General features: G+C 65.0%; 13 protein-coding genes. 10 read left to right on the top strand and 3 right to left on the bottom strand.

Going from position 1 to position 15,314, the window contains the following annotated elements:
• Window positions 1–154: 154 nt before the first annotated feature.
• Both AAHM41_RS33195 and AAHM41_RS33190 read right to left on the bottom strand, forming a co-directional pair.
• Window positions 155–1,084, bottom strand: coding sequence for a hypothetical protein (locus AAHM41_RS33195; RefSeq protein ID WP_342240914.1), 930 nt, complete (start codon window positions 1,082–1,084; stop codon window positions 155–157).
• A gap of 94 nt (window positions 1,085–1,178) precedes the next feature.
• The gene (locus AAHM41_RS33190) at window positions 1,179–1,571 is read right to left on the bottom strand and encodes an ester cyclase (RefSeq protein WP_342240913.1); all 393 of its coding nucleotides are present in this window, start codon (window positions 1,569–1,571) and stop codon (window positions 1,179–1,181) included.
• A gap of 85 nt (window positions 1,572–1,656) precedes the next feature.
• Between AAHM41_RS33190 and AAHM41_RS33185 the strand changes: the two genes are divergently transcribed.
• Together AAHM41_RS33185 and AAHM41_RS33180 are read left to right on the top strand one after the other, a co-directional pair.
• Complete coding sequence (locus AAHM41_RS33185; protein WP_342240912.1) at window positions 1,657–2,628, top strand: hypothetical protein; 972 nt, start codon at window positions 1,657–1,659, stop codon at window positions 2,626–2,628.
• A gap of 102 nt (window positions 2,629–2,730) precedes the next feature.
• Window positions 2,731–5,208: a P-loop NTPase gene (locus AAHM41_RS33180; RefSeq protein ID WP_342240911.1), complete on the top strand. Its 2,478-nt coding sequence runs from the start codon at window positions 2,731–2,733 to the stop codon at window positions 5,206–5,208.
• Window positions 5,209–5,570: 362 nt separating this feature from the next.
• Here the strand turns inward: AAHM41_RS33180 and AAHM41_RS33175 are convergent, their stop codons facing one another.
• Window positions 5,571–6,356, bottom strand: a complete 786-nt coding sequence (locus AAHM41_RS33175; protein WP_342240910.1) for a hypothetical protein — start codon at window positions 6,354–6,356, stop codon at window positions 5,571–5,573.
• 270 nt (window positions 6,357–6,626) lie between these two features.
• Between AAHM41_RS33175 and glpX the strand changes: the two genes are divergently transcribed.
• The 8 genes from glpX (at window position 6,627) to AAHM41_RS33135 (ending at window position 15,304) form a co-directional block, all read left to right on the top strand.
• The gene (gene glpX / locus AAHM41_RS33170; RefSeq protein ID WP_342240909.1) at window positions 6,627–7,616 is read left to right on the top strand and encodes a class II fructose-bisphosphatase; all 990 of its coding nucleotides are present in this window, start codon (window positions 6,627–6,629) and stop codon (window positions 7,614–7,616) included.
• A 284-nt stretch (window positions 7,617–7,900) separates the two neighbouring features.
• On the top strand, window positions 7,901–8,848 hold the full coding sequence (locus AAHM41_RS33165) for a phosphoribulokinase (protein WP_342240908.1): 948 nt from the start codon (window positions 7,901–7,903) through the stop codon (window positions 8,846–8,848).
• 237 nt (window positions 8,849–9,085) lie between these two features.
• Window positions 9,086–10,165, top strand: coding sequence for a class II fructose-bisphosphate aldolase (fba, locus tag AAHM41_RS33160; protein WP_342240915.1), 1,080 nt, complete (start codon window positions 9,086–9,088; stop codon window positions 10,163–10,165).
• Window positions 10,166–10,177: 12 nt separating this feature from the next.
• A complete protein-coding gene (locus AAHM41_RS33155; RefSeq protein WP_342240907.1) occupies window positions 10,178–11,674 on the top strand; it encodes a form I ribulose bisphosphate carboxylase large subunit in 1,497 nt (498 codons plus the stop codon).
• A gap of 10 nt (window positions 11,675–11,684) precedes the next feature.
• Window positions 11,685–12,086, top strand: coding sequence for a ribulose bisphosphate carboxylase small subunit (locus AAHM41_RS33150; protein WP_342240906.1), 402 nt, complete (start codon window positions 11,685–11,687; stop codon window positions 12,084–12,086).
• 189 nt (window positions 12,087–12,275) lie between these two features.
• Window positions 12,276–13,196, top strand: a complete 921-nt coding sequence (gene cbbX, locus AAHM41_RS33145) for a CbbX protein (protein WP_342240905.1) — start codon at window positions 12,276–12,278, stop codon at window positions 13,194–13,196.
• On the top strand, window positions 13,193–13,849 hold the full coding sequence (gene rpe / locus AAHM41_RS33140) for a ribulose-phosphate 3-epimerase (protein ID WP_342240904.1): 657 nt from the start codon (window positions 13,193–13,195) through the stop codon (window positions 13,847–13,849). The genes cbbX and rpe overlap by 4 nt, the downstream gene beginning before the upstream one ends.
• Window positions 13,850–14,020: 171 nt before the next feature.
• On the top strand, window positions 14,021–15,304 hold the full coding sequence (locus AAHM41_RS33135) for a lipase family protein (RefSeq protein WP_342240903.1): 1,284 nt from the start codon (window positions 14,021–14,023) through the stop codon (window positions 15,302–15,304).
• Window positions 15,305–15,314 lie beyond the last annotated feature (10 nt).

Here is a 15,314-nt window from a genome sequence, read left to right as displayed (position 1 = left end):
CCCCCTTCCCCGCCCGCCCGCGCCCAGACCCCTCCCCCTGCCCCCTCCCGCAAGGGGAGGGGGGACTTAAAAAAGCTCACTTCGAGATGTGTGAATCCGATAGCCCGCAAGGGGAGGGGGGACTCGTTGAGCTTGGGTGAGGGGGCAGTCTCTCCTATAGCAGCACGTCGTCGGCCGTGAGCCGGGTCAGGGCCTGGCCCTGGTACCAGGTCGGCTCGAGGATCAGCTGCATGTCGGAGCGGCCGTCGCCGTCGGCGTCGGCGGAGACCAGCAGCCCGCGGCCCAGCTGCTGGTAGTGCAGCTCGCCGGCCGTGTAGCTGAACGGGGCGTCGCCGATCAGGGTGAAGGCCTGGTCGCCCGCCGCGGTCTGGTCGGCGTCGATCCGCGACAGGTCGAGGATGTCGCGGCTGCTGAAATCGGTGACCCGGTCCTCCTGCCCCGGCAGGCTCTCCACCAGCCGGTCGATGCGGATGACGTCGTCGCCGTTCGCCGTGGTGATGTCGTCCGCCCCCAGCCCGCCGACGAAGATGTCGTTGCCGGAGGACGAGATCCAGTCGTCGCTGGTCAGGATGTCGTCGCCGCCGCCACCGGACAAGAGGTCATGCCCGATCCAGCCATGGATGGTGTTGGCGTCGTCGTCGCCGACGAGGATGTCGTTGCCGGTGGTGCCCTGCAGCGTTTCGAGATCGCGCAGCTCGGCGTGGCGGAGCTCGCCGGAGCCGTCGCGGAACGCGCCGCGGCCCTCGGCCAGGTTGATGAAGGCGGCGGTGCCGCCGGCGCGGAAGGTGTCGGTCCCGTCGCCGCCGTCGATCAGGTTGCCGTCGCCGACGGTGCCGGAGGTGAACTCGTCGTTGCCCCCGCCGCCATACAGGCGGTTGGCGGCGCCGTTGAAGTGGATGCTGTCGGTGCCGTCGCCGCCGCGGACCGTGTCGCCGCCATCCTCCAGATAGACGTCGGTCCGGGCATAGATGTCGATCTCGATCACATCCACGCCGGTATAGGCCCTGACCGTGTGGGGGCCGGCGCCGGTCTCGGCGTCGATGATGATGTGGTCGTTGCCCGGGGTGCCTTCGATCGTCGCCATGCCTGCCTCCGCTGCTGTCGGCATCATCGATACGATGATAGGAAGGCGGTCAGTATAGGCGATACGGCGTCCTATGGAACCCGTGGCTGCGGACTCAGCCTCCGTCCTGGAGCTGGACTTCGATCGCCGGCTTGTCGATCACCGACCAGACCTGGACGATCCTGCCACCGTGGAATTCGTAGAAGACGTTCTCGCTGAACGAGACCGTGCGGCCGTTCACCTCGAGCCCGAGGAACCGGCCCTTGGGCGAGCAGGTGAAGTCCAGCCGGGCGGCGACCAGGGGCGGGTCGCAGGCCAAGAGCCCGATGGTGAAGCGCAGGTCCGGGATGTCGCGGAAATCCTGCTCCAGCATGGCGCGATAGCCGGCCAGGCCGAAGGGGCGGCCGTTGTGGCGCGCCGCTTCGTCGACGAAATCGCCCAGCCGCGCCCAGTCCTGCCGGTTCAGGCAGTCGATATAGGCGCGGTAGCGGATGGCGAGATCGGTCACGGCATGGGCTCCTGTGCTGCCGGCAGCGCCTTGCATTCTCCACAATCCGCCGCAAGGGTTGAAGGGGACCGTTCGGGGAGGGGGAATGGCGAGCAGCATCCGGGCGGTGCGCCGCGGGGACGAGCGCGCGGAGCGCCGGCGCCTGGCCTATGAGAAGGCGGCGCAGAAGCAGGCGGCGCTGGAGGCCGCGGCCTCGGCCGCCGAGGAATACGACCGGCTGATCGAGGCCCTGACCGGCGCCCATCGGGTCCAGCTGCCGCGCCGCGACTGGCACGACTTGGCCGCGGCGCCGCCGCCGGCCGAGCCCGAGCGGTCCGCGGCGCAGGAGGAGGCGACGCGGCGCGAGCAGGAGGCCTATCGCCCCGGCTGGTTCGCCCGCACCTTCGGCGGAGCCAAGCGGCGCCAGGTCGAGCTGACCGCGGCGGTGGAGGATGCGAAGGCGCGCGACGAGGCCGAATTCCAGGCGCGGCGGCAGCAGGCCGAGGCGCGCCGGGCCGAGATCGATTTCGCCCGGCGGCTGGTGGCGCGCGACCCGGCGGCGGTGGCGGAGGCGCTGGGCCGCTTCACCAGGCTGGGCGACCTGCCCTTCTCGGTCGAGGGGCTGGACCTCGTCTTCGTCGCGGGCGGACGGATCGTCGCCATGATCGACGGGCTGGACCTGGAGGACCTGCCGGACCGGTCGGTGACGCTGCTGCAATCGGGCAAGGCCTCGGTCAAGCCGCTGGCGCAGGGCCGGATGCTGGAGCTGCACCGCGACGCGATCTGCTCGGCCGCGGTGCGGGTGGCGGCGGAGTGCCTGGCCGCCCTGCCGGTCGAGGAGATCGAGGTGGTGATGCTGGCCGACCTGCTGGACCGCGGCTCGGGCCATATCGGCGTCACGCCGGTGCTCTGGCTCCGGGCGACGGCCCAGGCACTCGCGGCCGTCAACCTGCCGCAGACCGACGCCGCCGCCCTGGTCGAGCGCCTGGGCGGCCATTTGGACTGGAGCCGGCGAGAGGGGTTCCGGGCGATCGACCTCGGGGAGTTCGATGTGCCGGCGTATGAGAGGGGGGAGTGAGAGAGCGCTCGTGACGCTAAGGATCGCTTGGCGTACTCTGGCGCGGTGTGCGGAAAATTTCGGCGAAGTCTAGTATAATTCAAATAAGAATTTGGAGGGACAATGCTTACCCAGATATCTAAAGCCTACCTTGAAGGTCGGATGATGCTCCTTTTAGGCGCAGGAGCTTCCGCGGCCAGCACTGATTCAACAGGAACGCCATTGCCAATGTCATCCACACTGGCTGCTGAGCTAGCTTCGTTGTGTGGGCTTCCGTATAATAGTGAACCGCTTTCAGTTGTATATTCTGCTGCTAACCAGATGGACGCGGCCGGTGTCGAATCTTACTTTCGTCGCCGTCTATTGCATTGCAAGCCAGGCGACGACCTACTATCTCTTCTTCGATATCGTTGGAGCCGCATCTATACTTTGAATATAGACGATAGCCTTGAAGTCGCCGCCCGAAAAATATCTCCACAACGGATAACAGTATATGGAAGAAATGACAATTTGGATGATCTAGATACCATATTTGATGAGCTACAGATTATTAAATTAAATGGATCATCCGATCGGCTGTCCGATGGAGTCATATTTTCTCCAGAGGAGTATGCCGAAGGATCGGCAAAAATACCAGCTTGGTATAGAGAGCTTGGACAAAATTATAGCAATCACGTGTTCGTATTTATCGGGAGTAAATTGAATGAACCTCTGCTGCAGCATGTCATGGCGGAAATGCGCCAGGGGAGCCATAGAAAACCGCAACAAGGATATGTAATTACTCCTCATGCAAGTCCTATAGAATCCAAACATCTCGAGACGCTAAAAATAGTTCATGTTCCAGGCGCCCTATCCGATTTTATGTCCTTCTTAAACAAGGAAATAAAAAAGCCACCGTCTGGATGGGACTTAGCGATCGCTCGCCGACCGGAATTGAAGAAATTCGCAACAAATCTTCCATCAAACAGGCAAAGAGCGCTTAACTCTATTACTGTTGTTGGCTTGGATACGCTTCCTCGATCATCATATAGTTCTAAGGGAGCCATTCGTCAATTTTACAGGGGGTTTAAGCCAAAGTGGGACGACATTCTGGATGAGGTGCCTGCAAATATTTCTCTATTGGATGAATTCCTGGGCCTGATAGAGAGAAACCCTAAAACAGGAAGCTTAATTGGTTTGCTTGGACCCGCAGGTTGTGGAAAGACAACGACGCTTATGTGCACTGCGCTGGCTCTCAGCAAGAATACAGATAGTCCGGTATATTTTCTCCGAGACTCAGACACAGAAATTGGAAATATCATTCAATCACTTGAAGATATAAATACGAAACCGTATTACATTTTTGTGGACAGACTTGATGTTGTTGCGAGAGATTTATACGATATCATTCATAGAAACAAGATGAATCTTGGCATATTAGTATTTTCGGAAAGACAAAATATATGGAAACGTCGACTACAAGACATGTTTTCAGAATTTTCACCCATAACAATTAAGGTAGATAAATTCCAGAGAAGCGATATCGATTTAATTCTAGGAAAACTAAAGAAATTTGGTCCATGGACAAGACTAGAATCAATGACACAAAAGCAACGAAGAAAGGAGTTATTTGACAAATCTAGCAGACAATTATTGGTCGCTTTGCTTGAAACAACAAATGGAGTTGGATTCGTTGACATAATACGAAGAGACTATGCCGAAATTGGCTCTGAAGAGCACGTAAAACTGCTGATTACCGTAGGACTCAGCACCATACACCGCGTTCCGCTGTCCATCAGTATTGCCGGAAGAGCGATACAATTCAATGGCGTTAAATCTGATCTTTCTACATTGATTGGAGAAATGGACGGAGTAATACAATTATCAAATGGCCAACTATTGGCGCGGCACTCTGTTTATATCAGAGAGTTATTTGAAAAAATTGTAAACCCAGAGCTGATTAGAGATTGCATCGTATCGCTTCTGCATTCCTTTGCGGACTTCAACACCCCGGTCATTCAACATACAAATAGATCGGAAGGCTTCATATTTAAATCGATCATAAACAATCGATTTATCCGACGCATGATGCGTGATAACGAAGATCGTGTTCGATCGGTATATTCGGAATTTGAAACTATATTTCATATAGACGGCCTATATTGGCTCCAATATGGCCTGGCGTTAAGAGGCTTCAATCGGCATGAAGAAGCCCTTCAAATGCTCAGGACAGCGAGGCTGGCTCACATATCTTCTCAAATAGAACATGCTTATGCTCAACAACTTTTAATTATAGCAGAGAGAGCGAACACATGGGAAGCTGCTGAGCCCCTTATAGCTGAGGCAGTCAAAAACTTTAGAGATCAGAAACAGGAAAGTGAAGAGACAGATACCTATCCAATCGTAGCTTTGGCGGAAGGGCATGTCGCTTCATTTAGGAAATTCCATTCGGAAGCCGACTCCCGTGAGCTCGCAAGGGGCTATGCAAACGAACTTCAGCGGCTGCGAACACGCGTCTCCAATGAACGAGTAGAAGAGGCCGCAACCAATCTAGCTACCTTTGTTGCAACAGGCGTTTGGAAAGAAGGACGAAGAACAATTGAAGCGGATTGGGAGAGCTGAAATTGATCGAATGAACATTGGAAGGGTAGCACGGCGTTCTCTGTATGCGAGATCAGGGCGAAAATTCTTCAGAATGCGCTCAAAACACCCCCACCCATCCGGGCAGGTCCCGCCCCACCCGTAAGATCGCGCCCGCCCACCCGGGTGGGCGTTCCGGTCCGCTGCCCTCTCCCCGATCCTGACATTCCTGGGGGGCGCCAGACTCCCCGCCCCGCACTCCGGCCCCGGCCGGAGTGCGGATATCGGGTGGAGATGCGCATGACCGGTGCCGCCATCGCCGAGGGCGGCTGAGCGCTGCGCCGCGACACCACCGCCCGCGCCGCCTTCGACTGGATCGACCGCAACCTTGGAGACCCCGATCCCTACGGCCTGAGAAAGAAGCGCGAGCACTCGGGCTTGATGGCCGCTGCGAAGCGGACACTTTCCGAGCAGCAATCCAGGCCATCCCTCCCGACAAAGCTGCCGGAGGGGCACGCGGCCGGCAGCAGGACGCGCCAGGTCAGCCCACTGCTGTTGGGACCGCCGCGCCGCTCGCGGGAGTAGTTGCAGCCCTCGGACCGCTTCTCCGCCGATGGCTGCTGGGCATTGTACCGCTCCTCGCCAAGCGCCAGGCACTGTTGCCGCTTCGGCTGGTCGGCCGCCTTGTCGGCCTCGGCCTTCGCCATCACCTCGACGCAACGCGGATTCGTCGGCTCCTTGAAGCAATTGATGCGATCGGCATAGCTGACGCCGCCATCGCGGCTCTGCACGGCACGATCCAGCTCGGCACATTTCCGGGCCAGGGCGGCGGGAATGTCGGTCCTGCCGCATGTCGCATCATAGAAGGCCGGCGTGAAGTCGAAGGTGCCCGCCGGCGGGCCGCCGCCGCGGTACAGCGCCGGCATGCAGCTGTCGTCACCCTCCCCGAAGCAGATCCGGCATTGCTGCCCGTTGCGGCAGTCCGCCGGAGCGGAGCGGCTGCTGTCGGGCGCGAAGGCGAAGCGAGAGCCATTGTCCTCCGCGTTCATGACAACGTGAGCGTCGCAATCGCCGGGGCATGAATGACCGTCGGCATACATCGTCAACTTCATGCCCCGCGATTGCGCCTCGGAAAAAAGCAATGTCGATGCAGCCAAAATTCCCAGAAGAGCATGAATGACTTTCCTCATTACCCTCTCCTCTCATAAAAATCGGATGCTGGAATTCTTCGCGATCATAGCAGGCGGGGTTGCGGCCGGCGTCGTATGAACGGCCGAGGCCACCCGCCCCATCCCACCCATCCGGGTAGCTCCCGCCCCACCCGTAAGATCGCGCCTGCCCACCCGGGTGGGCGTTCCGGTCCGCTGTCCCCTCCCCGATCCTGATCGTCCTGGGGAGCGACAGACTCCCTGCCCCGCACCCGGCCCCGGCCGGAGTGCGGATATCGGGTGGAGATGCGCATGACCGGTGCCGCCATCGCCGAGGACGGCTTCATCTACGCGCTGCGCCGCGTCACCGAAGCCGCAGCCCGCGCCGCCTTCGACTGGATCGGGCGTGGCCGCAAGGACGAGGGCGACGCCGCCGCGGTCGACGCCATGCGCACCGTCCTCAACCATCTCGACATTGACGGCCGCATCGTCATCGGCGAGGGCGAGAAGGACGAGGCGCCGCAGCTGTACAAGGGCGAGCGGCTGGGCCGCGGCGCCGAGAGCGGCTTCGCCGTCGACATCGCGGTCGATCCCGTCGACGGCACCAGCCACCTGGCCAACGGCCAGACCAATGCGCTGGCCGCCGTCGCCATGACGCCGCAGGGCGCCATGTTCGACCCCGGCCCCGCCTTCTACATGGAGAAGTTCGCCGGGCCCCCGGCGGTGAAGGGCCGGATCGACCCGCTGGCCCCGACCCGCGACAAGCTCAAGGTGCTGGCCGAGGCGCTGGGCAAGCCCGTCTCCGAGCTGTCGATCTATGTGCTGGAGAAGCCGCGCCACCGCCGGCTGGTGGAGGAGATCCACGCCGCCGGCGCCCGCGTCGCCCTGTACCCCGCCGGCGACGTGGCCGGCGCCATCGTCGCCGCCATGCCGGGCGGCGGGGTGGACGCGCTGATGGGCACCGGCGGCACGCCCGAGGGGGTGCTGGCGGCCTGCGCCATCCGGGCGCTGGGGGGAGAGTTCCTGGGCCGCATCGACCCGCAGCTGGAGCATGAGCGCGCCGCCGTGGCCCAGGCCGGGCTCGACACCCGCCGCTGGTGGGGGGTGGAGGAGCTGGTGCGCAGCGACAAGGTGTGGTTCGCCGCCACCGGCATCACCACCGGCCTCTTGTTCGAGGGCGTGTCGCGGCGGGGCACGAGCACCCGCACCCAGTCGCTGATGCTGACCGCGCCGGACAGGAGGTGGCAGGTGCTGACGACCTATGTGGAGACGCCGGGCGCGCCCCAGGAGATGCGGCGGTGAGCGTCCCTAACCTGCCGAGGACGGCTCCGGCTGCGGCAACCCCCTCCCCCTACCCCCCTCCCGCGAGGGGAGGGGGGACTCAGGAAGGGAAGGCCGGCGCTGCTTCTCCAACGCTCACAACAACCCCTCCGCCCGCTGCCGCGACACCCAGGGCGGAGGCAGCCCCCTCCCCTTCGCCTCCCCCTGGGGGAGGGGGCGAGCCGCAGGCCGCCGGGCGGAGCTGGCCCAACCCTTCCGAGCCGCGCCCGAGGCTCGCCGATCACGACCCGAGACGGGAGACCAGAATGTCCAAGCCCTCCTTCGACCGGCCCATCATCCTCGGGATCGTCGGCGACAGCGCCGCCGGCAAGACCACGCTGTCGCGCGGCATCGCCGAGATCCTGGGGCCGCAGCGCTGCACCCTGATCTGCACCGACGACTATCACCGCTACGACCGGCGCGAGCGGGCCAGCAACGGGGTCTCGGCGCTGGACCCCGCCGGCAACTATGTCGACATCCTGGAGCAGCATTTGCACCTGCTGCGCCAGGGCCAGCCGATCCTGAAGCCGATCTACAACCACGACCAGGGCACGCTGGACCGGCCGGAATATATCGAGCCGAAGGAGTTCGTGGTCGCGGAAGGGCTGCTCGGCTACGCCACAAGGGCGATGCGCGACTGCTACGACGTCAAGATCTACCTCGACCCGGAGGAGGAGCTGCGGGTGCGCTGGAAGGTGCACCGCGATACCTCGAAGCGCGGCTACACCGCCGAGCAGGTGCTGGAATCGCTGAAGAAGCGGGAATATGACAGCCCGACCTTCATCCGGCCGCAGCGGCTGTTCGCCGACATCGTCATCCGCTTCCAGCGCCCGCCCGGCGCCAATTCCTCGGCCGGGGCGCCGGAGACCGACCACCGGCTCGACGTCGCCCATATCCTGCGCCCGACCCTGCCGCACCCGAATTTTTCCCGGCTGATCGAGGCGGTGGGTGACGGCAGCGTCGGCTTCGAGCTGACCCGCGACGAGGGCAAGCCGGTGGACGTGCTGGAGATCCGCGGCTCGATCTCCGACCGCCGGGCCGAGCGGGTGGAGGAGTATCTCTGGGAGCACATCCCCGAGGCCAGCCATCTGCGCGACGACCTCGGCCGCTACGACGGCGCCGCCGGCCGCGCGACCAGCCACCCCCTCGCCCTCACCCAGCTCCTGGTCGCCTTCCACATGGTCAAGGCCGCCCAGGGCGTGCACGCGGTGTGAGGCGAGATGGGCCCGCCCAGCCTTTTTTAGTCCCCCCTCCCCTCGCGGGAGGGGGCAGGGGGAGGGGGTTCGGGCAGCAAGAACCGGAGTTGGTCATGTTTCGCGCCCTTCGATCGACACCCCCCTCCCCCTAGCCCCCTCCCGCAAGGGGAGGGGGGACTCCGAATAGCGACCTCCTCCGCGGGGGGACTCGAATAGAGCGGAACGCCTGATCGCTCCATAGACAAGGAACTCATGATGGCCCGCATCACGCTGCGACAGCTTCTGGACCACGCCGCCGAGCATGGCTACGGCGTGCCCGCCTTCAACATCAACAACATGGAGCAGATCCTGGCGATCATGGCGGCGGCGCAGAAGGCCGACGCGCCGGTGATCCTGCAGGCCAGCCGCGGCGCCCGGTCCTATGCCGGCGACCTGATGCTGGCGAAGATGGTGGAGGCGGCGGAGGCGATGCATCCCGGCATCCCGATCTGCCTGCACCAGGACCACGGCAACGACGACGGCACCTGCCTGTCCGCCATCCAGCACGGCTTCACCAGCGTGATGATGGACGGGTCGCTGGAGGCCGACGCCAAGACCCCGGCCAGCTGGGACTACAACGTCGAGATCACCCGCCGGGTCGCCGCCACGGCCCATGCCGTCGGCGTGTCGGTGGAGGGCGAGCTCGGCGTGCTCGGCAGCCTGGAGACCGGGCAGGGCGAGGCCGAGGACGGGCACGGCGCCGAGGGCGCGCTCGGCCACGACCAGCTGCTGACCGACCCGGACCAGGCGGTGGCCTTCGTGCGCGAGACCAGGGTCGACGCGCTGGCCATCGCCATGGGCACCTCGCACGGCGCCTACAAGTTCTCGCGCCGGCCGGATGGCGAGATCCTGGCGATGCATGTGGTCCAGGCGATCCATGAGCGGCTGCCCGAGATCCATCTGGTGATGCACGGCTCCTCCTCCGTCCCCGAGGCGCTGCAGGAGCAGTTCAACCGCTTCGGCGGCGAGATGCCGAAGACCTGGGGCGTGCCGGTCGAGGAGATCCAGCGCGGCATCAGGCACGGCGTGCGCAAGGTCAACATCGACACCGATTGCCGCCTGGCCATGGCCGCCGAGATCCGCCGCGTGGCGGTGGAGAAGCGCGGCGAGTTCGACCCGCGCAAGTTCCTGCAGCCGTCGATGGCGGCGCTGGAGGCGCTGTGCCGCGAGCGCTACGAGCAGTTCGGCACCGCCGGCCAGGCCGCGAAGATCACCCCACTGCCCCTGCCCGAGATGGCGAAACGCTACCGGTCCGGCGCGCTCGACCCGCGCATCGCGATCGGCGCCGCAGCCTGAGAGGAGAGCGCCATGAGCACGAACGTTACGACATTCGACGCCAAGGGTCTCGACCCCAAGAGCGGCACCGTCACCGGCAAGGACCGCTACAAGGCCGGGGTGATGGAATACCGGCGCATGGGCTATTGGGAGCCCGACTACCAGCCGAAGGACACCGACATCCTGGCGCTGTTCCGGATCACGCCGCAGGACGGGGTCGACCCGGTCGAGGCGGCGGCGGCGGTGGCGGGCGAGAGCTCCACGGCCACCTGGACCGTGGTCTGGACCGACCGGCTGACCGCCTGCGAGAAGTACCGGGCCAAGGCCTACCGGGTCGACCCGGTGCCGAACCAGCCGGGCCAGTACTTCGCCTATATCGCCTATGACCTGGACCTGTTCGAGCCGGGGTCGATCGCCAACCTGACCGCGTCGATCATCGGCAACGTCTTCGGCTTCAAGCCCCTGAAGGCGCTGCGGCTGGAGGACATGCGGCTGCCGGTCGCCTATGTGAAGACCTTCGACGGGCCGCCGACCGGCATCGTGGTCGAGCGCGAGCGGCTGGACAAGTTCGGCCGGCCGCTGCTGGGCGCCACGGTGAAGCCGAAGCTCGGCCTGTCCGGCCGCAACTACGGAAGGGTGGTGTACGAGGCGCTGAAGGGCGGGCTCGACTTCACCAAGGACGACGAGAACATCAACTCGCAGCCCTTCATGCACTGGCGCGACCGGTTCCTGTACTGCATGGAGGCGGTGAACCGGGCCCAGGCGGTGACCGGCGAGATCAAGGGCACCTATCTGAACGTCACCGCCGCGACCATGGAGGACATGTACGAGCGGGCGGAGTTCGCCAAGTCGCTGGGCAGCGTCATCGTCATGATCGACCTGGTGATCGGCTACACCGCGATCCAGTCGATGTCGAAATGGTCGCGGCGCAACGACATGATCCTGCATCTGCACCGCGCCGGCCACGGCACCTACACCCGGCAGAAGTCGCATGGCGTGTCGTTCCGGGTGATCGCCAAGTGGATGCGCCTCGCGGGCGTCGACCACATCCATGCCGGCACCGTGGTCGGCAAGCTGGAGGGCGACCCGAACACCACCCGCGGCTTCTACGACATCCTGCGCGAGGACCATCTGCCGGCCAAGCTGGAGAACGGCATCTTCTTCGACCAGGACTGGGCCAGCTTGCGCAAGGTGATGCCGGTGGCGTCCGGCGGCATCCATGCCGGGCAGATGCATCAACTGCTGGACTATCTGGGCGAGGACACGGTGCTGCAGTTCGGCGGCGGCACCATCGGCCACCCGATGGGCATCCAGGCCGGCGCCACCGCCAACCGGGTCGCGCTGGAGGCCATGATCCTGGCCCGCAACGAGGGCCGCGACACCAAGGTGGAGGGACCGCAGATCCTGGTCGACGCCGCCCGGCACTGCCAGCCGCTGCGCCAGGCCCTCGACGTCTGGAAGGACGTCACCTTCGACTACGCCTCGACCGACACGCCGGACTTCGTGCCGGCCGTCACCGCCGCCAGCTGAGGAGGCCGCCATGCGCATCACCCAGGGATGCTTCTCGTTCCTGCCCGACCTGACCGACCGGCAGATCACCGACCAGGTGCAGTACTGCATCGACAATGGCTGGGCGGTGAACATCGAGTTCACCGACGACCCGCACCCCCGCAACACCTATTGGGAGATGTGGGACCTGCCGATGTTCGACATCCGCGACGCCGCCGCGGTGATGACCGAGCTGGCGTCGTGCCGCAAGGCCTATGGCGACCGCTACATCCGCATCTCCGGCTTCGACGCCAGCCCCGGCTGGGAGTCGGTGCGGATCTCGTTCCTCGTGAACCGCCCGCCGGAGGAGGCGCGCTTCGCCCTGGAGCGCCAGGAGGTGGAGGGGCGGAGCATCCGGTACACGACGCGGCTGGTGGCGGGGCCGGCCGGGTGAGGTTTTCATCCTCCCCCTCCCCTTGCGGGAGGGGGTAGGGGGAGGGGTATGGGCGCCGGCAGTGCGACCTCCCGTGATCGCGCCCCGACACTCGCCCCCGCCGATCCCAGCCCGCGCTCTGCATCGACACCCCCTCCCCCTACCCCCTCCCGCGGGGGGAGGGGGAGTGTGGAAGGAAAGAGGCCCGCCATGACCGAAGCCGCCCTCGCCGCGCCCGACACCCGCATCGACCTCGCCCGGGAATTCGCCGAGACCCGGATCGACGAGGTGTTCGAGGCGCTGGACCGCGAGCTGGTCGGGCTGGTGCCGGTGAAGACCCGGATCCGCGAGATCGCCGCCCTCTTGCTGGTCGAGCGCATCCGCCGCCGGCTCGGCCTCGGCGCCGAGGCGCCGACCCTTCACATGAGCTTCACCGGCAACCCCGGCACCGGCAAGACCACCGTGGCGCTCAGGATGGCCGACATCCTGCACCGGCTCGGCTATGTCCGGCGCGGGCACCTGGTCTCGGTCACCCGCGACGACCTGGTCGGCCAGTACATCGGCCACACCGCGCCGAAGACCAAGGAGATCCTCAAAAGGGCGATGGGCGGCGTGCTGTTCATCGACGAGGCCTACTATTTGTACCGGCCGGAGAACGAGCGCGACTACGGCCAGGAGGCGATCGAGATCCTGCTGCAGGTGATGGAGAACCAGCGCGAGGATCTGGTGGTGATCGTCGCCGGCTATGCCGACCGGATGGAGAAGTTCTTCACCAGCAATCCCGGCTTCCGCTCGCGCATCGCCCACCACGTCGAGTTCCCGGATTTCTCCGAGGAGGAGCTGATCACGATCGGCGAGGGCATGCTGGCGCGGCAGAACTATCGCTTCAGCCCGGAGGCGCTGGCCGCGTTCCGCGACTATGTCGCCCGCCGCATCCGCCTGCCGCATTTCGCCAACGGCCGGTCGATCCGCAACGCGCTGGACCGCGCCCGGCTGCGCCAGGCCAACCGGCTGGTGCGCGACAGGACGCCCGATCTGACGGTCGAGGATTTCGTCACCCTGGCCGAGGCCGACATCCGCGCCAGCCGCGTGTTCTCGGCCGAGCCGCCCGAAGTGGAGGCCAAGCTGTGAACACCGTCATCGCCCCCTCGATCCTGTCCGCCGATTTCGCCCGGCTGGGCGAGGAGGTGCGCGCGGTCGTTCAGGCCGGCGCCGACTGGATCCATATCGACGTGATGGACGGGCATTTCGTGCCCAACCTGACGATCGGGCCGGATGTGGTGAAGGCGCTGCGGCCGCACAGCGACCGGGTGTTCGACGTGCATCTGATGATCGCCCCGGCCGACCCCTATCTCGACGCCTTCGCCAGGGCCGGCGCCGACGTCATCACCGTGCATGCCGAGGCCGGGCCGCATCTCGACCGGTCGCTGCAGCACATCCGGTCGCTCGGCAAGCAGGCCGGGGTGGCGCTGTGCCCGGCGACCCCGGCGGAGGCGGTGGCGCATGTGCTGGACCGGCTGGACCTGATCCTGGTGATGACGGTCAATCCCGGCTTCGGCGGCCAGGCCTTCATCCCGGCGATGGCCGGGAAGATCCGCCGCATCCGCGCCATGATCGGCGACCGGCCGATCCGGCTCGAGGTCGATGGCGGGGTGACGCCGGAGACGGCTGCGGTGGCGGCCGCGGCGGGGGCGGACACGCTGGTCGCCGGCTCCGCCGTGTTCCGCGGCGGCCCGGCCGCCTATGAGGCGAACATCGCCTCCATCCGGGAGGGCGCCCGATGACCGCGCCCATCCCTTGCCGCCCGATCGTCACGACAACGCGGTTGCATTTCTTTGAGAGATGTTTCCTACTGGCGTCGGCGGTATCCGCGCCAGTACTCGCCCAGACGCATCTTGGAATTCAGAAGTATTTTTCCTTTTTTGTTGGCGCATTTGAACAAAAGGATTGCCGCAATGCCAGACTATTCCACCACTCAGATCATGATGACCCTGGCGGCGCTGGCCTCGGACGGGTCCGAGCCGCGGCCTTCGGGCGAGAAGCCGGACGAGCACGCCACCCGGATCAGGCAAGGCATTGCCGCCCAGCTCGCCGACAAGGACCTGGCCACCCAGGGCCAGTGGAGCGTGAACTGGGTCGGGCTGACCGAGGACGACGCCAACCTGGCCTATATCGCGCAGGGGCCGAACGACCGCAACGACAACTCGGTCTACGCGCTGGTGCTGCGCGGCACCCAGATGGGCGACCTGATGGACCAGCTGGAGGATCTGGAGGTCGGGCAGCTGCACGACTTCCCCGCCGGCGGCACACCGTACCCCGGGCCGCAACCCAAAATCTCCAAGGGCGCGATGGCGGCGTTCAAGGAAATCACCGTGGGCACCGACCTGCAGCAGCAGCTTGCGAAGCTGAAACCCCACACGCTCTATGTCGTCGGCCACAGCCTGGGCGGGGCGATGGCAACCACGCTCGCGCTGTACCTGCAGCACCAGGTCTCGGCCGGCAAGCTGCCGATCGCAAGCATCCAGCCCTACACCTTCGCCGCCCCGACATCGGGCGATGCCGCCTTCGCCGCCTGGTTCGACAAGCAGTTCCCGACTGCCGTCTGCATCTACAACAAATACGACCTGGTGCCGAACGCCTGGGCGACGCTTTGGAAGCTGCCCCTGGACCCGTTGATCAATCAGCCCTTCTATCCCGGGCCGACGGCCAACCCGCCGGGGCCTGGCCCGACCGCGGAGCTGACGAACGACGTCGGCGTCCTGCTGGCCGCCGCCGCCGCCCTGACCAACGGCAACGTCTATGTCCAGCCGACCCAGCAGCCGCCGCTGAACACGGAGTCGCCGCTGCAGTTCCTGGATCCTTATCCCGATACCGACACCACGGATGTGCAGCAGTTCATGGCGCAGGTCGGGTTCCAGCACGACGCCAACACCTATCTGAAGCTGCTGCGCGCCCCGCAGGTCCCGCCGCCCGCCGTCCCCGCCGTCGCCTCGGTCAACCCGACCAGCGGCAACTGGGGCACCAAGGTGACGATCCTGCCGGCGTCGGGCTCGACCTTTACCCCCGACTGCGTGGTGGATTTCGGCGGCTTCGCGGTGGGGTTGCCGACCGTGGCCCCCGATGGCTCCTACATCACCGCGACGTCGCCCCTCGGCTTCGGCACGGTCGACATCCGGGTGACCAACATGTTCGGCACCTCGGCGACCGGTTCGGGCGACAAGTTCACCTTCACCTTCTAGGGTCCGCGCC

This window comes from Inquilinus sp. OTU3971, assembly GCF_038440215.1.
Note: the sequence above shows the minus strand (reverse complement) of the source record. Positions and strands in the feature narration are given on the sequence as shown.